Genomic DNA, 17,563 nt, shown 5'->3' with positions numbered 1-17,563 from the left:
ATATGAATAAAAAAAGCGTAAGCCGGTTGGGGCTTCTGCTGGGCGGCTGTTTGCTAACAGCCGCCGCACTGGCACAAGACGGCGACGCGGAGCGTGGCCAAGCCGCCGCCGCTGTCTGTAGTGCCTGCCACCAGGCGGATGGTAGTGGGATGAATGTCCCAGGTGGTGAGTCCTGGCCGCGTTTAGCCGGACTTGATGCGGGCTATATCGTTAAGCAGATGCAAGATTTTCAAGCGGGAAGGCGTGAAAACGCAACGATGATGCCTTTTGCCACCATGCTTGACGAGCAGCAAATTGTTGATGTGGCCGCCTACTTTAGCCAATTACCGGTAACACAAGGGCAGGGGGGCGATGAGGCCGATGAGGCGCTACTGGGACGTGGTCGGCAGCTCGCCGAACGTGGCGACTGGAACGCCTACATTGTTTCCTGCCAAAGCTGCCACGGCCCTGGCAGCACGGGGGTAGGGAGCACTTTCCCGGGTATTGCCAGCCAGCACGCGGGCTATATCAGCGCTCAACTGACGGCGTGGAAAAACGAGGTACGCAGCAACGACCCACAGAATCTCATGGGCGCCATTGCCAAGCGCATGAGTGATGACGACATCCAAGCCGTATCTGCCTGGTACGCCACCCAACCAGAGACTGTAGAGCAGGAGACAGCACAATGACCACCTATCGTCACCCACTCGTATTAGCTCTGACGGGCTGTTCGCTTGCGGTAGGAGTCGGCATCAGCGTTTATGCAACCAGTGCCTTCGCTCAGCAAGAAGAGCGGCCAGACGCGGCGCTGAATATGCTGGTCCATGAACCGCCCACCATGGAAGACTTAGAAAATTCAGACCTTCATCCTGAGTTAAAGAAAGTCATTCGCTACGGTCACGATTTATTCACCAATACGCAACAGTTGCGCGATGAGTATGTGTATAACGATATGAACTGCTCAAGCTGCCATTTGGGAGAAGGGCGGGTACCGTTCAGCGCGCCGGTATGGGCAGCCGCCATCACGCTGCCGGACTTCCGTGGTAAGAATCAGCATGTGAATAACCTGGAAGAGCGCATCGCAGGCTGCTTTGCTTACTCCATGAACGGCGTACCACCGGAGTATGGCAGTGATGAAATGTTGGCACTCAGTGCCTATCACCAGTGGCTGGCCACCGGTGCGCCGATGTATCCCGACAAGCCGATTTATGGTCGAGGCTTCCCGGCGCCAGAAGAGCCAGCCGAAGGCCCCAGCTATGTTAGAGGGGAAACTGCCTACCAGGAAAACTGCGCCCTATGCCACCAGGAAAATGGTGCCGGGCACTATGAAAATGATGAGTACGTGTTTCCCGCGCCTTGGGGTGACGGCTCTAATAACTGGGGAGCAGGCATCGCACGGCTGGAAACCATGGCGGGTTTCATCTATCAGAACATGCCGCTTGGCCAGCCCCGCTCGCTCAGTGATCAACAGGCCTGGGATATTGCCTACTACATAACCAGCCAGGAGCGTCCTCAGGATCCCCGCTATACGGGCGATGTCGCCGAGACGGCTGAGCGGTTCCATGGTCGTTCACTGTATGGTCAAACCCGCGAGCATGATGGCCATGTGCTGGGAGACCATAACAACTTCGGAGAGAAGGGCGATATCAAACCCTGGAACGTAGGCATGCCGAGGTTTGAAAATCTGACGGAGGAGGAGTAGGCAATACTGCAAAAGTAGCGTCAGCTCGCGACCATGGTGTCGCGAGCTGACGTTGAAGAGTGACGCCGCGGCTTCAGGGCGCTTCACTGCCCATCATGTCGATCAGGCGCTCATCGCTGGGTAGCCCCTGGATACGGTCGATGCGCAGCGTGCCGTCTTCTGTTTCGCGCTGAAAGGCGCTGGTGGGGGTTGCGTACAGTCCCAGCTCTTCAAAAAGCTGGTTATTGGCGTACACCTGCTCTTCGATCTCGCGAGGTTGTGCGCTGGCTTCAACTTCTTCGCCACTATTATGCCCAAGTAGCGTGGCCGCTGGGTCGTCAGCGCCGAGTATGGTGGCGGCCTTGCCAGGGCTGTCGGGCGCTAAAATACCCACCATGATATGACGCAGTTGCACTTCATCGGCCTCTACCCAGGGGCGAACGTCTTGCCATAACTGCTGGCAATAGGGGCAGTTGGCGTCCGTAAAGGTATAGATCACACGCGGCGCATCCACGTCACCATCCTGAATCCAATGGCTTTCGCTCAGAAGCTGCCAAGTCTGTGCTTCTAAAGGCGCACGTACGTGCTCGTCCAGTTGCGCTTCAGTGAGGTCGTTACCCTCGCTATCCATCAGTGTACCCACCACCGCGTGCTCGCCATCTGGGGTCAGGTAGATGGCCATGTCCTGGCCCTGAACGCTGGCGCCGTAGCCGCGCAAACCGCCAGGGGCGTCAAACTGGCCATGAATTTCCAGGCCCTGGTCGGCCAGTGCCTGAACAGGGGCAGGGAGATCATCGGCGTAGCTTGTGGTTACTCCTCCCAGCCCTGCCAGGAGAACAAAACTGCTGATAGTGGTGTAGTGGTTCAAGCGCATTGCAACATCCTGTTTGAGTGAGATGACGTTAGCCAGGCGATAAAAGGTGGTCGGCTCGTGCAGCGATCAGCGTAAACGCTCCAATCCTTGCTGCAGGGTGGCGCTGGAAAGTTCGCCAAAATGAGTGCTGACGAGTTGGCCGTCGGCATTATAGTAAAGTGTGGTAGGCATCGCGTTGGCGCCAGTGGCCTGGCCAACGGCATTGTGTGGGTCTTGCCAAACGTTATCGTGAGAAAAGCCGTATTCATCCATGAAAGCGTCAATCTGGCCGAGCGACTCCCCTTGGTTAACGAACACAAAGGTGATGCCGGGTTCATTATCCTGAGCTTGCTCAAGCACCGGCATTTCACGGATACAGGGTGGACACCAGCTAGCCCACAAATTGACCACCATGGGTTGCTGGGTCGTGCGTGACAGGTGGGGAAGGTCAATGGGCTCGCCTGAACGGGTAGTCAGCGCCACCTCCGGCAACGGCCGGGATTGATGCTCTATCAAGGTGGCGCTAGCGGCGGTCAGGCCCCAGACAAGGCCGCCCGCCAGTAGGGCACCCGAAAGTGGCACCCGCTGGCGAGGGGAGCGCCACAGCGTCCAGCCAGCATACGCAAGTGCAGCAACAAGGCCACCGACAATATCAAAGCCGCCATCTCGAATATCCAGGCGGGAGAGTAGACCCTCGTATTCGCCCCAGTAATGCAGGACAAATACTAAGCGCGCGCCGACCAGGGCAACCAGCAGCAGGGTAAACAGCGTATCGCTGACAGCTACCCGGTGGCGCCTTCCCAACAGCGCGCCAGCCAGCAGTGCCAATAAAAAGGCTAGGCCGATCAATAGCTGATGAAGGCTAAAGCCCATCGGCCCAAGGGCAATACTCTGTTGCAACATAAGAAACACAATCCCAAAAGCAATTCTGAAGGCTATTCATAAAAGCGTGCTGAGCTGGGATTATCACATCCCGACATTATTTAAAGATTATGTGGGTTATACCTGGGGCGTTAAGTCGCAGCCAAACGTTACTGGTAGGCTAGGCTGCGTAACGGTTCAGCCAGTCGTGAAGCGACTTTTCAAAGAGTGACATGGGCGACGCCTGATAAACAATCTGCCACAAACGCTGCAGCATGTGTGCCAAATCGTTACAATGCGTGGCTGATACCGTTTTCAACGCCATTAATAGCACACACTATCGATAGGTTATAACACGCTACTTCGTGCGGCACGCCAGCACGGGCTGACAATAGGTTGACCGCTATGCATTGCCCTTTTTGTGGTGCAAACGATACACGAGTGACAGATTCGCGGTTGGTGGCCGATGGTGACCAAGTGCGAAGGCGTCGTCAATGTGCCAGCTGCCAAGAGCGCTTTACCACCTACGAAACCGCTGAGTTAGTGATGCCTCGGGTGGTGAAGTCAGACGGTTCGCGGGAAAGCTTCAATGAAGCCAAACTGCGAGCGGGCATGTTGCGCGCGCTTGAAAAGCGCCCAGTCAGTGCTGAGGCCATTGAAGCCGCGGTGGAGCGCATCCGTCAAACCCTGCGGGCGCGTGGCGACCGCGAAATTAACGCCCGAGAGATTGGCGAGTCGGTGATGCAAGCGCTTAAAACCCTCGATCACGTGGCCTATATCCGCTTTGCCTCGGTGTATCGCAAGTTTCAGGATTTGGATGAGTTTCGCGCTGAAATTGATCGGCTTTCCCAAGAGCCCTCACACAAGAGCGGGCCGTCAAAATGAGTGGCGATTTTAGTCAAGCCGACTATCGCCATATGGCGCGGGCGCTACAGCTGGCAAATAAAGGCCTCTACACCACTGATCCCAATCCGCGGGTTGGCTGTGTGATTGCGCGTGGTGGGCACATTGTCGGTGAGGGCTATCACCTGCGTGCCGGTGAACCCCACGCGGAAATCCACGCCTTAAACGCCGCCGGTGAGCAGGCCCAAGGCGCCACTGCCTACGTCACCCTTGAACCCTGCTCGCACACCGGGCGCACCGGCCCCTGTGCGGTGGCGTTAAAGGATGCCAACGTCGCGCGGGTAGTGATTGCGATGGTGGATCCTAATCCTCACGTTAGCGGTCGTGGTATCCACTTGCTTGAAGAAGCCGGTATTGAAGTCGCGGTGGGTTTGTTAGAGAGCGAGGCGCGCGCACTGAACCCCGGCTTTATCGCCCGTATGACCCAGCAGCGGCCCTTTGTACGCCTGAAAATGGCGATGAGTTTAGACGGCCGTACCGCTATGGGGTCAGGGGAGTCGCAGTGGATTACCGGCCCAGAAGCGCGCGCTCAAGTACAGCGGCTGCGAGCGCGCTCCAGCGCGATATTGAGCGGCGTTGAGTCCATTATTATGGATGACTCACGATTGACGCTGCGGGCCGATCAGCTAGACCTCGAAAATGCACAAGAGGTGGTTCGCCGCCAGCCCCTACGCGTGATTCTAGATACCCATTTGCGCTTACCGTTAGCGGCTGCCTGTTTAACTGAGCCGGGCCGTACCTTGGTGATCACCACGCCCGACCACTCAGATGAAAAGCGCCAACGGCTGACCTTGGCGGGGGCTGAAGTGCAGGTACTGCCAGCCAGTGACACAGGCCGGATTGATCTTGCGTTGATGTTAGCGTGGCTCGCGGAAAATGAGCAGGTTAACGAACTGTTGGTGGAAACCGGCGCGACCCTGGCGGGCGCCATGCTCGATGCGGAGCTGATTGACGAGCTGCAGCTGTTTGTCGCGCCCACGTTATTAGGCGGCGAAGCACGCCCCCTGTTTGCGCTGCCTGGGCTTGCGCGTATGGCTGACCAGCGGCGCTTAACGATTCATGATATGCGGGCGGTGGGACGCGACTGGCGCATTATCGCTTCCCCTCAGGCGACTAGCGCAACAGGTGATAGCAAGGTACCCTGACGCGCGAAATCGCAGCTTACGCGACAACCCTTCGCGATACATTAGCGCGACAACACTTATTGGAGATTCCATGGTGCACTCCTCCTCTAGAGGCTTAGCCCCTATCGCCGAGCTGGTGGACGACATCCGCCAGGGCAAAATGGTGATTCTCATGGACGATGAGGATCGTGAGAACGAAGGCGATATCATCATGGCCGCCGAAAAAGTGCAGGCCGAGCATATCAACTTTATGGCCCGTTTCGCCCGTGGGCTTATCTGTATGCCGATGACCCGTACTCGCTGCGAGCAGCTTAACCTGCCGCTCATGGTGCGCGATAATGGCTCAGGCTTTGGCACCAAGTTCACGCTTTCGATTGAAGCTACCGAAGGCGTCACCACCGGTATTTCCGCAGCAGATCGCGCACGTACGGTGCAGGCAGCGGTGGCCCCGCACGCCAAACCGTCCGATATTGTTCAACCAGGGCATATTTTCCCGCTGATGGCAGAGCCCGGTGGCGTCTTGCGCCGTGCAGGGCATACTGAAGCCGCGTGTGATTTGGCAGCACTCGCAGGCTGTGATCCTAGCGGCGTAATCTGCGAGGTCATGAACGATGACGGCAGTATGGCGCGCCGCCCGGAGCTAGAGGCGTTTGCCCACGAGCACGGGATTAAAATTGGCACCATCGCCGATTTGATTCACTATCGCATCGTTAACGAGCAGACGATCGACCACCTGGAAGCGTCAACGGTCATGACCTCCCACGGCGAGCTGACCTTGCACGTTTTCCGCGACCGGATTCAAGGCGCCCATCACCTGGCGCTGGTCAAGGGCCAGCCCACGGCGGAAGCGTCCACCACAGTTCGCGTGCATCTTACCGATACACTGCGTGATGTGATGGGCCTGATGAAGGGCGATCAGTGCCGTTGGGATGCCCATCGCGCACTTGAAGAGATTGCTGATGCGTCGGCGGGCGTGTTTGTGTTAATTGATGACGGCCGTCCGCACCAGGATTTAAAAGATCAGTTGGATATCTTTTTGGATCGCGTACGCCAGCCGCGTACCAGCGACTCCGATGGCGCTGGCAACTATCTAACCATTGGTACCGGCTCGCAAATCCTGCGCTACTTGGGCGTAGGTAAAATGCGACTACTGAGTTCACCATGGAAGTTCTCGGCACTATCTGGTTTTGATCTCGAAGTCGTCGAGCGTCTGGGCCCGAATGACACGGCGTATGAGCCAACCTTTCAGCAGGACTAATCAGTAGGACTAAATTTGATGCAATCCCTCACTCAAGTTGAAGGTACGTTTGTTGATGTCGATGGCCGCTATGTCATCGTGGTGGGCCGTTTTAACCATCACGTGGTGGACAGCCTAGTGGAAGGCGCCGTCGACAGCTTGACCCGTCATGGTGTCGACGCTGAACAGATCCACATTGTTCACGTGCCGGGCGCGTGGGAATTGCCGCTGGCGGTTAAGCGCGTGCTGAAGGTGATGAAGCCTGACGCGGTGATTGCGCTCGGCGCGGTCATTCGCGGTGGAACGCCGCACTTTGAGTACGTGGCAGGTGGCTGTAATACGGCGATTAACCACTTGCAGCTTGAGTTTGATACCCCGGTTGCCAACGGCGTACTGACCGTCGAAACCATTGAGCAGGCCATTGAGCGCGCAGGCACCAAAGCCGGTAATAAAGGCACCGAAGCGGCTATGGCGGCCATGGAAATGGTCTCTTTGCTACGCGCGCTGCCGGCAGGAGAGAGTCAATGAGCGAGCGTAAACCATCTGCCGCGCAGCAGAGCCGCCACGCGGCGCGCGAATTAACCGTGCAGGGGCTTTATCAGTGGCAAATGACCGGCAAGTCGATCACTACCATTGAAGCCGAGTTTCGTAGCCAAGTCGCCGATGACGACTTGGAAGATCATGAAAACTGGGTGAAGGTGATGGAAATCGCCGACAAAGCGCTGTTTCACGACCTGCTGCACAACACCGTGCGCTTCAAAGCCGAGCTGGATCGTGAAATTGCTCCGCTGTTAGACCGCCGCTTGGAAGATCTCGACTCAGTAGAGCTGGCTATCCTACGGTTAGGCGCTTACGAGCTTTCCCGCCGCATGGAAGTACCCTATCGTGTAGTCATTAACGAAGGCGTTGAGCTGGCTAAGTCATTTGGCGCCACCGATGGCCATAAATACGTGAACGGTATTCTCGATAAGCTGGCGATTCGCTTGCGCAGTGCCGAAGTCAGCGCTCGTCGTCTCTGAACGCGAGCGGTTTGACAATGCGTTTAAGGGGCCTTTGTGCTTGCCGAATTTGATTTGATCCGACGCTACTTCATGTCGTCGCAGGAGGCGGCTACGTCCAATGGCGTCACACTTGGATGTGGAGACGACGCCACGCTACTGGTACCGACCGCGGGCCAGCACCTGGCCGTGAGCGTTGATACCTCTGTCGTAAATGTTCACTTTCCCCGCGAAGCCCCAGCGTTTGCGGTGGGCCACCGTGCGCTGGCTGTGGCGCTTAGCGATTTGGCGGCCATGGGCGCTGTTTCTCGTTGGTGTTTGATGGCGTTAACCTTCGACCAGCATCAATTTGCCGATGACGACGCGGCTCACGCCTGGCTGGCTGACTACGCCCGTGGTTTTCATGCCCTCAGCCAGCAGCACGCTACAACGCTGGCGGGGGGCGATGTCACCTCCGGCGAGCTGGCCATCGGCGTTACTGTCATGGGCGAAGTGCCGGTAGGCGAAGCGCTGACCCGCAGCGGTGCTCAGCCTGGCGACCTGATTGCCGTTACCGGTGCATTAGGCGGCGGGGCAGGTGGGCTAGCGCTCTGGAATAAGGGTGAGCGTGACTTGGCGCACCCGTTGTTGCGCCGCTACCTGCTGCCTGAACCGCGTTTGGCGGCGGGCGTGGCACTGCGTGGGTTAGCCACCGCGGCGATGGATATTTCTGACGGCTTAATGGCCGACCTAGCGCATCTTCGCGAAGCCTCACAGGTAGGTGCCGAAATCTCGCTGGAGGCGTTGCCGTTAGCGGAAGGCTTGGAAGGCATGCTGGGCCGGGAGGCGGCCCTGAAGGCAGCGCTTTCCGGTGGCGATGATTATGAACTGCTAGTCACGTTACGCGCTGACGATATAGCCAAGGCCCAACAGCGTCTGGCGTCATTAGGTTTAACGCTAACGGTGATTGGTCACTGTTGCGAGACGCTAGGCGTTAGTGCCTCTGACCAGAGTGATCTGAGTGGTTATGTCAGTGGCTATGCCGGTTGGCAGCATTTTAGTGGGGAAGCGCCATGAATCGTGCACCGAAAAGTGTCTGGCGTCGCCCAACACATTTTTTTGCGTTTGGCTTAGGCAGTGGTGCGGTGCCCTGGGCGCCCGGTACCTTCGGTACGCTAGCGGCGATTCCGTTCTACTGGATGATGGCGGATTTGCCTCTAGGCTGGTATTTAAGTATTTGTTTTGTCGCTTTTGTTATCGGCGTTTGGCTATGTGATAAAACGTCCCATGATTTGGGCGTACACGACCACTCGGGTATCGTGTGGGATGAGTTTGTCGGCTATTGGTTGACCATGACGGCAGTGCCCTTTTCATGGGAAGCTGCGCTCTGGGGGTTTTTGGTATTCCGCATTTTCGATGTGTTTAAACCATGGCCAATACGTTGGGCTGACCGCCGGGTTGCCGGTGGTTTTGGTATTATGATCGATGATGTGATGGCAGGGGTCTACGCCTGGAGTATTATGCACCTGTGGTTCTGGTTGCACTAAACTGGGTGAGTGGTGAGTGGTGAGTGGTGAGTGGTGAGTGGTGAGTGGTGAGTGGTGAGTGGTGAGTGGTAAGTGGTAAGTGGTAAGTGGTGAGTAGTGAGTGGTAAATAGAGAGCAGGAGCGGTTGATAACTTTTTTCGAGTGCGTTGACTGCAAGGCGTTGGCTTCAAGGAGGTGGCATGCGCAAGGAACGTCTGATCGTGCCTACCCTGGCGATCATCGCCGTGCTGTGGGTGGCAGCGCAGCTTCTCTCAAGCGTTCTATTCGAACGCAGTTTGCGCCAAGCGCTAGAAGACCTGGAAGCGCGCGGAGAGTGGCGCGTCAACCGTACTGAGAGCCATCAAGGCTGGCTAAGTTCCCAAGGTAGGCTAATTCTTTCTCCGCTGCTGGGTCGCCCTTGGCGTCTTGAGCTGACCTATCACGCGCGCCACGGCATTTTAAGCACGGATGTCGAAGGCACCGTATTGCCTCGCCTGGACACCGTGTTCCAGCAGGCGGTCGGTGAAGTGACGGCCCCTTCTGTGCCACGCTGGCAAGGGCGCTACCACACTCTGAGTGGGCATAGTGAACTGCGTCTAGCGCTGGCTCCCTTCGTTGTTCAACAGAATGGCCGCGAGTTAGCTGTTCGTGGTGGCCGGCTACGCCTTGAAGGTGTGTTTGGCGATTGGCGATTGCGCGCTCTGTTGGATCAGTTAACGCTCACCGATGGCATGGCCCAGCTTGCATTAGGCCCCACCGAGCTTGAGAGCCGCTATACCTATACTGAAGGGGCTTACCACTTTTCCCAACGCGACCATCTGCATATTGAAACGCTGCAACTGAGCTATCCCTACTACGATTTACAGCTTTCTCCCCTCGACCTAAACAGCCATATGGTGCTGGATGAGAGCGAACTGCGCATCAAGGGTGATTTAGAGGTAGGAGATGTCGTGGTTCCCTCTGAGGCGCCCGACACACCGCTACTCAATGGCAGAATTGAGATGGAACTTTGGCGTTTGAACGCCGATGCGGTGCGCGATGCCATTCGCCGTCTACGTCAGGAAGCCGCATGGGGCGACGCCAGTCTCCCCATGGCGGAAGGGCTGTTAGCACGCCTGGAGCCGGATTTACGCAAAATACTCAGTGACTCGCCGCGCTTGGATGTCACCACGATTGCCATCGATAGCCCGCTATTGGGTATCCGATTAGATGCCGATGGCGCGCTATTTTTTGATGCCCGTCAGTTGGATGAGCTTAGCGTGGTAAACCTCGATAAACCAAAAGAGCAGGCCAAATGGCTGGAGCGCATCGACGGCGACTTCACCTGGCGCGATGCGCCTGCCGTGGCGGCATTATGGTTAGGGCTACCGCTGGGTACCCGCGAGCTGCAGTTTGATGTGGTGCGCGGTGTATGGCGGGTTAATGGTCGCCCCATGCCCGAACTGTGGCCTTAGTCACCAGCGCTCACTGTTGATTGAACAAAGCCGCACAATCTTCTAAGCCCTGGTCAGCGCGCAGTTTAAAGCGACTGTTCTACTCCCTAAGGGTTGAAGTTTTAGCGCACTGCCCGCATTCCATGAACAACACTAGGCGGTTCTCACCGCCGCTATCGGTTCATTGGAGGATGCATGAGCGACCAGGATTACGAACGCGATAATGACCACCTTGACTGGCAAGCTGAAGATGAACAGTCATCCTCAACCACTGCCGATGAACAGGGCAGCCAGGAGTACCGCTCAGATGGCGAGCGGGTAAACTCGCTGGTGCCAGCCAGCGACATGCTGCCTGAACGCATCTATCTGCTACCTATTCATAATCGTCCTTTTTTCCCTGCCCAGGTACAGCCACTGGTGGTTAACCGTGAGCGCTGGGAAGAGACCATGCGCCGCGTGAATAATACGCCACACCACACGCTAGGCGTTGCCTTCGTGGGTGAGCAGGGCGTTAGCTCGCTTGACCACGAAGGCTTTCCTGACATCGGCACCGCCGTCAAAGTGCATAAGCTCAAGGGCGAAGACGAGCAGATTCAGTTTATCGCTCAAGGTCTTCAGCGTTTCAAAATTACTCGCTGGCTCTCCAAAGAGCCGCCTTACCTGGTCGAAGTTACCTACCCCAAAGAGCCAGTAAACGCAGAGAATGAAGAGACCCGCGCCTACGCCATGGCGATTATTAACGGCATTAAAGAGCTGTTGCCGATTAATCCGCTGTATGGCGAAGAGCTCAAGCATTATCTCAATCGCTTTAGCCCCCATCAGCCGGGGCCGCTGACGGATTTTGCCGCTGCCATTACTTCCGCTAAAGGCCCCGAGCTGCAAGATGTTCTGGCCACACTGTCGGTGGAAGAGCGGATGCAGAAAGTGCTGCCGCTGCTACGTAAAGAGATCGATGTGGCGCTGCTCCAGGGCGAAATCAGCGAGCAGGTAAACGCCCAGATGCAGGATCGCCAGCGCGAATTCTTCCTGCGCGAGCAGCTCAAAGTGATCCAGCGCGAGCTGGGTATCTCTAAAGATGATCGTGAAAACGATGTCGATACTTTTAGAGCGCGTTTGGAGTCACTGGTGGTGCCCGAGCGCGTCCAGACGCGTATCGACGATGAACTCAATAAACTCAGCGTATTGGAAACCGGCTCGCCTGAGTACGGCACCACACGAAATTATCTTGATTGGCTAACCTCACTGCCCTGGGGGGTGACCAGTCAGGATCAGTTGGATCTGCCCCATGCACGCAAAGTGCTGGATCGCGATCATGACGGCCTGAAAGACGTTAAAGAGCGCATTGTCGAGTTTCTTGCCGAGGGCACCTTCAAGGGCGATGTGGGTGGCTCGATTGTGCTACTCGTGGGCCCGCCAGGGGTAGGTAAAACCTCTATAGGCCGCTCGATTGCCGAAGCCTTAGGTCGCCAGTTTTATCGCTTTTCCGTCGGCGGTATGCGCGACGAAGCGGAGATTAAAGGCCACCGCCGTACCTATGTGGGCGCGATGCCCGGTAAGCTGGTACAAGCCTTTAAAGAGGTCGAGGTTGAAAACCCGGTGATCATGCTCGACGAGATCGATAAGCTGGGCCAATCCTTCCAGGGCGACCCTGCCTCGGCACTGCTGGAAGTGCTTGATCCTGAACAGAACGTCGATTTTCTGGATCACTATCTAGATGTGCGCATGGATCTCTCCAAGGTGCTGTTTATATGCACCGCTAACACGCTGGATTCGATTCCGGGGCCGCTGCTTGATCGTATGGAGCAGATTCGCCTTTCCGGCTATATCGCGGAAGAGAAGCTGGCGATTGCCAAGAACCACCTGTGGCCGAAGCTACTCAAGCGCGACAACTTGACGAAAAAACGCATCAGCTTGTCCGATGCGGCCTTAAAGCAGGTGATTGAAGGTTATGCCCGTGAAGCTGGGGTGCGCCAGCTGGAGAAACAGCTGCATCGGATTGTGCGTAAATCTGCCGTTAAACTGCTCGAAGAGGAGGCAGAAACGGTCAAGATCTCGGTTAAAAATCTGGAAGAATTCTTGGGCGCGCCTATCTTCCGGAAGGAAAAAGTGCTCACCGGCGAAGGAGTGGTAACCGGTTTGGCGTGGACATCCATGGGTGGGGCAACACTGCCCATTGAAGCAGGCAAAGTGCACTCGCTGGATCGCGGCTTTAAACTTACCGGCAAGCTGGGAGAGGTGATGCAGGAGTCCGCTAATATCGCCTACAGCTATACCCTGGGCCACCTGAAAGAGTATGGTGCCGATGCCGATTTCTTTGATTCAGCATTTGTGCACTTGCACGTTCCAGAAGGTGCCACGCCTAAAGATGGCCCTTCGGCCGGGGTGACCATGACCACTGCGCTGCTGTCGTTGGCCAAGCACCATGCGATTGATCGGCCATTGGCAATGACCGGCGAGCTCACCTTAACGGGCCAAGTGCTACCGGTGGGCGGTATTCGTGAGAAGGTGATTGCCGCGCGGCGCAGCGATATTTTTGAATTAATCCTGCCCGACGCTAACAAGCGTGATTACCAAGAGCTGCCGGACTATTTAAAAGAGGGCATGACGGTGCACTTCGCCAAGCGTTATCGTGACGTAGCAGAGGTCGTCTTTGGTCGCTAGTAAAATTAAGGATTATCCATGTGCTAAAAGGCCCCGCTGTGCGGGGCCTTTTGTTGCTAATAGTTGCTAACGTGATGTTAGTTATTAGGCATCAATGCGCTTATATTTCATGCGCTTAGGCGTATCGTTACCGACCCGCTTTCTATGATCTGCTTCGTACTCAGCGTAGTTGCCTTCAAACAAGACCACCTCAGAATCACCTTCAAACGCCATAATGTGCGTGGCGATACGGTCCAGGAACCAGCGATCGTGAGAGATCACCATCGCACAGCCTGGGAACGCCAGCAGTGCCTCTTCCAGCGCCCGTAGGGTTTCGATATCCAGGTCGTTAGAGGGCTCATCAAGAAGCAGCACGTTAGCGCCTTGCTTGAGCGTTTGAGCGAGCTGCAAACGGCCGCGCTCACCACCGGAAAGCTCCGATAAGCGTTTCTGTTGGTCGTTACCCTTAAAGTTAAAGCGACCAACATAGGCGCGTGAAGAGACTTCATAGCCATTAATATTGAGGATGTCCTGGCCATCCGATACGGCTTCCCAAACGGTTTGCTTGTCGTCTAGGGCGTCGCGTAACTGCTCGACATAGGCGATATCGACCGTTTCCCCAACCAACACTTCGCCTGCATCTGGCTGCTCTTTACCGGTAATGAGTTTGAAAAGCGTCGATTTACCTGCACCGTTACCCCCAACGATGCCGACAATGGCACCTTGTGGAATGGTGAAGGAGAGGTTTTGATAGAGAAGCTTGTCATCAAAACGTTTGGCGACATCACGAAATTCAATGACGTTATCGCCCAGGCGTGGGCCGGGCGGAATATAAATTTCATTGGTTTCGTTACGCTTTTGGAAATCGCCCGACTGCATCTCTTCAAAGCGATTAAGGCGCGCTTTGCTTTTTGCTTGGCGGCCCTTGGCGTTGCTACGCACCCACTCAAGCTCCTGCTTGATAGCTTTTTGGCGCGACGCTTCCTGTTTGGCTTCTTGATTCAAGCGCTGATCTTTCTGCTCCAGCCACTGGGAGTAGTTACCCTCAAACGGGATACCTTGACCACGGTCGAGTTCAAGTATCCAGCCAGCGACATTATCCAGGAAGTAGCGATCGTGGGTAATAGCCACTACCGTGCCGCTGTAGTCATGCAGGAAGCGCTCAAGCCAAGCCACCGACTCTGCATCAAGGTGGTTAGTCGGTTCGTCAAGCAGCAGCATATCAGGGCTAGAGAGCAGTAAACGACACAGAGCTACGCGGCGGCGTTCACCGCCGGAAAGGTTACCGACTTTGGCATCCCAGGGGGGCAGACGCAGCGCTTCAGCAGCAACTTCAAGCTTGCGCTCAAGGTTGTGTGCGTCCGCCGCCTCAATAATATTTTCAAGCCGCGCTTGCTCGCTTGCCAGCGCATCAAAGTCGGCGTCTGGCTCTGCATAGGCGGAGTAAACCGCATCTAGCTTTTCTTGCGCCTCTTTGATGGCACCGAGCGCTTCTTCAACGGTGTCACGGACATTCTTCTCGTCGTCTAATTGTGGCTCCTGGGGGAGATAGCCAACATTGATGCCAGCCATCGGACGAGCTTCACCTTCAAACTCTTTATCGACACCGGCCATAATGCGCAGCAGTGTTGATTTACCCGAACCGTTAAGGCCCAGCACACCAATTTTGGCACCTGGAAAAAACGATAGCGAAATATCCTTAAGAATTTGCTTTTTGGGCGGCACTACTTTGCCAACCCGGTTCATGGTGAAAACGTATTGCGCCATGGAGATCCGTTAGGTTGATGAAAGGAAGTAAGCGACAGCAGCAGGCTACTGGCTAAAGTCTGATGATAGAGGTCTGGGCCAGGAAAGGCTAGGTCGCTTAAGGCGCTCAGCTAGCTTGGCCTTGCTAACGATTACTCTTCTTCATCCCAGTCATCTTCAATAACACGCTGTAGGCGGCGCTCTTCCAACCACGCTTCAACTTGGCGGCGTGCACGTAAGCTGTCCGCCTTACTGGGTTTGTTTTTGCCGTAGTGATCATCATTAATGGCATCTAAGCTTTCAAACTCTTCTGCATCGAGAGCATCGGTAGTAAACGTTTCACGACTTAAGGGGTCACGGCTCATGTGATGTCCTCCAACCCAGCCGGCTACCCGGCATAACAACGGCTTCCTTTGCCACCACATGCTAACTATGCAGTGCATGCTGCTGGCAAAGTGAAGCGCCTAGCGCAGTTTATGCGCCTTGCCGCTATATAACGCCAGTCGGGATGAAGTGCAAGCCCTGATGAGTTTTTTTGCTGAGAAACGACAGCCCATTAATTTCCCGCGCCGCTGCTAGTACTAACTATGTCGCCTAGGCGGCCATTGCGGCTTCTTGGCGGTTGCTATCGCTAGATGACAGAATAGACCTAAGGATGTCAGATTAACTTGTTGGGGAGATCAAGGATGTCACGTATTCAAATCCGCTATTGCACTCAGTGCCAATGGCTATTGCGTAGCGGTTGGTATGCGCAGGAACTGCTCTCAACCTTCGGTGAAGGTTTAAGCGAGGTCGCATTGGCTCCATCCCATGGCGGTACGTTCGAGATTTGGTGTGATGGTGTGCTGTTGTGGGAACGCAAGCGTGACGGTGGCTTTCCCGATATTAAATTGCTTAAGCAGTGTGTTCGAGATCAGTTAGAGCCTGGCCGTGATTTAGGGCATATCGACCGATGAGCCAGGATCGGCAGGCGGTTCTCTATGGGTTAGGGGCCGTCGCGTTATGGTCGACGGTGGCAACGGCCTTCAAAGTGGCGCTCGCTTGGATGAGCCCTTTGGAGTTGATGTGGCTTGCAGCCCTTGTTTCCTGGGCCTTGATGGGCGCGTTAGTCATCAAGCAGGGGAATATTTCCACGGCGCTACGTAGCGGTTGGAAAACAGCCGCCTGGGCGGGGCTGATGAACCCCGTGGCGTATTACCTAGTGTTGTTCGCCGCTTATGACCGGCTCCCCGGGCAAGAGGCGATGGCGCTGAATTATACCTGGGCTTTAGCAATGGCGTTCTTAGCTGTGCCAATGCTTGGGCAGCGATTAACGCGCATGGATATCGTGGCTGGGCTGGTGGCTTATGCGGGCGTGTGGGTCATTGCGACACGCGGTGCCGTTTTTAATGTCGCCTTTGCTGACCCGTTAGGTGTGGTGCTGGCGTTGGCTTCTACCTTGATATGGGCACTTTATTGGTTGCTCAATGCGCGCGACCCTCGGCCACCCTTAGTAGGGCAATGGCAAAATTTCAGCGTAGGCCTGCCCGTGTTAACGGTTCTCTTGCTGCTGGGCCCTGGTCTGCAATGGCATGGCTGGCCAGCCTTTGGCGCTGGGGTGTATGTCGGGCTATTCGAAATGGGCATAGCGTTCATTCTCTGGCAACTAGCGGTGCATCAGGTATCGCGTACCGCCAAAGTTTCAAACCTGATTTTCCTTTCGCCGCCAGTATCGCTATTGCTGCTTTTTTTAGTCGTAGGAGAGCCAATTTTGCCTTCGACAATGATTGGGCTAATGTTGATTTTATTAGGTTTAGGGCTACAGAATGCACAAAAAAGTGACTGATTTGCAGCCCTAATTAACCTCTGCTTGATAGTTGGTTTCTAGTAACGGCTCAAGCTCAGGCCACACATTGTCTAAAATGATCGGTTGCGCATCAGCAGTGGGGTGAATGCCATCACTTTGCATTAGTGCATTATTCAAGGCGATACCCTCTAGCAAGAAGGGGACTAAAGCAACGTCGTACTCGTCTGCCAAGGAGTGAAATACGCCGGTAAACGCATCACGGTAGGCTTGGCCATAGTTGGGTGGAATATCAATGCCCAGCAGCAGCACCTGAGCCCCGGCTGCTTGGCTCTGCTCAATCATGCTGGCTAAGTTCGCCTGCATTTGGTTAGGTGCTAAGCCGCGCAAGCCGTCATTACCGCCTAATTCAAGTAGAACAATATCCGGCTGCGGTTGTCCGATAATGTCGGTGAATCTTTGTAGCCCTCCAGACGTTGTTTCTCCGCTAATACTGGCATTGATGACCTGTGCTTTATCATCTAAGCGCTCGGCCAGTAAGCTAACCCAACCATCTTCACGTTCAATACCGTAAGCAGCGCTTAAACTGTCGCCCATTACTAGCAGGGTGGGGCGCCCGTCTTCACTGACAGGCTCAGCGTTGACTGAGATCGAGGCGCAGGTGGCTACCAGTACTAGCACCCATACGGTTACCATACGGTTCAGTCCACACCAAGCTTTAGGGATGCCATGCTTCATGCCTTACTCCTCTGATCAAACTGAAAACTCAACCGGACACGCCTCAACAAAGGGCGAGCCTACACATGATGCTCGCCGCCCT

Annotated in this window: 18 protein-coding genes; 13 read left to right on the top strand and 5 right to left on the bottom strand. The window is 55.6% G+C overall.

The window, feature by feature from the left end:
• The first annotated feature begins 2 nt into the window (after positions 1 to 2).
• Together ACQE2I_RS12520 and ACQE2I_RS12515 are read left to right on the top strand one after the other, a co-directional pair.
• Positions 3 to 668 carry a c-type cytochrome gene (locus ACQE2I_RS12520; protein ID WP_427028415.1) on the top strand — a complete coding sequence of 222 codons (666 nt, stop codon included), beginning with the start codon at positions 3 to 5 and terminating at the stop codon, positions 666 to 668.
• Positions 665 to 1,681, top strand: coding sequence for a c-type cytochrome (locus tag ACQE2I_RS12515; RefSeq protein WP_427028414.1), 1,017 nt, complete (start codon positions 665 to 667; stop codon positions 1,679 to 1,681). Before ACQE2I_RS12520 ends, ACQE2I_RS12515 begins: the two co-directional genes overlap by 4 nt.
• A gap of 73 nt (positions 1,682 to 1,754) precedes the next feature.
• Here the strand turns inward: ACQE2I_RS12515 and dsbG are convergent, their stop codons facing one another.
• Both dsbG and ACQE2I_RS12505 read right to left on the bottom strand, forming a co-directional pair.
• On the bottom strand, positions 1,755 to 2,534 hold the full coding sequence (gene dsbG, locus ACQE2I_RS12510; protein ID WP_427028413.1) for a thiol:disulfide interchange protein DsbG: 780 nt from the start codon (positions 2,532 to 2,534) through the stop codon (positions 1,755 to 1,757).
• Between the two features lie 66 nt (positions 2,535 to 2,600).
• Positions 2,601 to 3,416, bottom strand: a complete 816-nt coding sequence (locus tag ACQE2I_RS12505) for a prolipoprotein diacylglyceryl transferase family protein (RefSeq protein ID WP_427028412.1) — start codon at positions 3,414 to 3,416, stop codon at positions 2,601 to 2,603.
• A 363-nt stretch (positions 3,417 to 3,779) separates the two neighbouring features.
• On the opposite strand from ACQE2I_RS12505, the gene nrdR reads away from it, so the two are divergent.
• The 9 genes from nrdR to lon all read left to right on the top strand — a co-directional run bounded on the left by nrdR (position 3,780) and on the right by lon (position 13,235).
• A complete protein-coding gene (gene nrdR / locus ACQE2I_RS12500) occupies positions 3,780 to 4,259 on the top strand; it encodes a transcriptional regulator NrdR (RefSeq protein WP_427028411.1) in 480 nt (159 codons plus the stop codon).
• A complete protein-coding gene (gene ribD, locus ACQE2I_RS12495; protein WP_427028410.1) occupies positions 4,256 to 5,422 on the top strand; it encodes a bifunctional diaminohydroxyphosphoribosylaminopyrimidine deaminase/5-amino-6-(5-phosphoribosylamino)uracil reductase RibD in 1,167 nt (388 codons plus the stop codon). Before nrdR ends, ribD begins: the two co-directional genes overlap by 4 nt.
• A gap of 70 nt (positions 5,423 to 5,492) precedes the next feature.
• Positions 5,493 to 6,659 carry a bifunctional 3,4-dihydroxy-2-butanone-4-phosphate synthase/GTP cyclohydrolase II gene (gene ribBA / locus ACQE2I_RS12490; protein WP_427028409.1) on the top strand — a complete coding sequence of 389 codons (1,167 nt, stop codon included), beginning with the start codon at positions 5,493 to 5,495 and terminating at the stop codon, positions 6,657 to 6,659.
• Positions 6,660 to 6,677: 18 nt separating this feature from the next.
• Complete coding sequence (gene ribH, locus ACQE2I_RS12485) at positions 6,678 to 7,166, top strand: 6,7-dimethyl-8-ribityllumazine synthase (RefSeq protein WP_427028408.1); 489 nt, start codon at positions 6,678 to 6,680, stop codon at positions 7,164 to 7,166.
• A complete protein-coding gene (gene nusB, locus ACQE2I_RS12480; RefSeq protein ID WP_427028407.1) occupies positions 7,163 to 7,657 on the top strand; it encodes a transcription antitermination factor NusB in 495 nt (164 codons plus the stop codon). Before ribH ends, nusB begins: the two co-directional genes overlap by 4 nt.
• Before the next feature lie 36 nt (positions 7,658 to 7,693).
• Positions 7,694 to 8,692, top strand: a complete 999-nt coding sequence (gene thiL / locus ACQE2I_RS12475) for a thiamine-phosphate kinase (RefSeq protein ID WP_427028406.1) — start codon at positions 7,694 to 7,696, stop codon at positions 8,690 to 8,692.
• The gene (locus tag ACQE2I_RS12470; RefSeq protein ID WP_427028405.1) at positions 8,689 to 9,162 is read left to right on the top strand and encodes a phosphatidylglycerophosphatase A family protein; all 474 of its coding nucleotides are present in this window, start codon (positions 8,689 to 8,691) and stop codon (positions 9,160 to 9,162) included. Before thiL ends, ACQE2I_RS12470 begins: the two co-directional genes overlap by 4 nt.
• Before the next feature lie 179 nt (positions 9,163 to 9,341).
• Positions 9,342 to 10,595, top strand: a complete 1,254-nt coding sequence (locus tag ACQE2I_RS12465) for a DUF945 family protein (RefSeq protein WP_427028404.1) — start codon at positions 9,342 to 9,344, stop codon at positions 10,593 to 10,595.
• Between the two features lie 174 nt (positions 10,596 to 10,769).
• A complete protein-coding gene (lon, locus tag ACQE2I_RS12460; protein ID WP_427028403.1) occupies positions 10,770 to 13,235 on the top strand; it encodes an endopeptidase La in 2,466 nt (821 codons plus the stop codon).
• A gap of 84 nt (positions 13,236 to 13,319) precedes the next feature.
• On the opposite strand, the gene ettA is transcribed toward lon, so the two are convergent.
• Both ettA and ACQE2I_RS12450 read right to left on the bottom strand, forming a co-directional pair.
• On the bottom strand, positions 13,320 to 14,981 hold the full coding sequence (ettA, locus tag ACQE2I_RS12455; RefSeq protein WP_427028402.1) for an energy-dependent translational throttle protein EttA: 1,662 nt from the start codon (positions 14,979 to 14,981) through the stop codon (positions 13,320 to 13,322).
• A gap of 131 nt (positions 14,982 to 15,112) precedes the next feature.
• On the bottom strand, positions 15,113 to 15,325 hold the full coding sequence (locus tag ACQE2I_RS12450) for a PA3496 family putative envelope integrity protein (RefSeq protein ID WP_427028401.1): 213 nt from the start codon (positions 15,323 to 15,325) through the stop codon (positions 15,113 to 15,115).
• A gap of 321 nt (positions 15,326 to 15,646) precedes the next feature.
• On the opposite strand from ACQE2I_RS12450, the gene ACQE2I_RS12445 reads away from it, so the two are divergent.
• Complete coding sequence (locus ACQE2I_RS12445) at positions 15,647 to 15,916, top strand: SelT/SelW/SelH family protein (RefSeq protein ID WP_427028400.1); 270 nt, start codon at positions 15,647 to 15,649, stop codon at positions 15,914 to 15,916.
• The gene (locus ACQE2I_RS12440) at positions 15,913 to 16,785 is read left to right on the top strand and encodes a DMT family transporter (protein ID WP_427028399.1); all 873 of its coding nucleotides are present in this window, start codon (positions 15,913 to 15,915) and stop codon (positions 16,783 to 16,785) included. The genes ACQE2I_RS12445 and ACQE2I_RS12440 overlap by 4 nt, the downstream gene beginning before the upstream one ends.
• Positions 16,786 to 16,794: 9 nt before the next feature.
• Here the strand turns inward: ACQE2I_RS12440 and ACQE2I_RS12435 are convergent, their stop codons facing one another.
• Positions 16,795 to 17,481, bottom strand: a complete 687-nt coding sequence (locus tag ACQE2I_RS12435) for an arylesterase (protein WP_427028398.1) — start codon at positions 17,479 to 17,481, stop codon at positions 16,795 to 16,797.
• Positions 17,482 to 17,563 lie beyond the last annotated feature (82 nt).

Origin of the sequence: Halomonas sp. H2 (assembly GCF_050215315.1) — a bacterium.
In the GTDB taxonomy this organism is placed as follows: Bacteria; Pseudomonadota; Gammaproteobacteria; order Pseudomonadales; family Halomonadaceae; genus Vreelandella.
The sequence above is the reverse complement of the archived record's forward strand: the minus strand, read 5'-3'. Positions and strand labels throughout refer to the sequence as shown.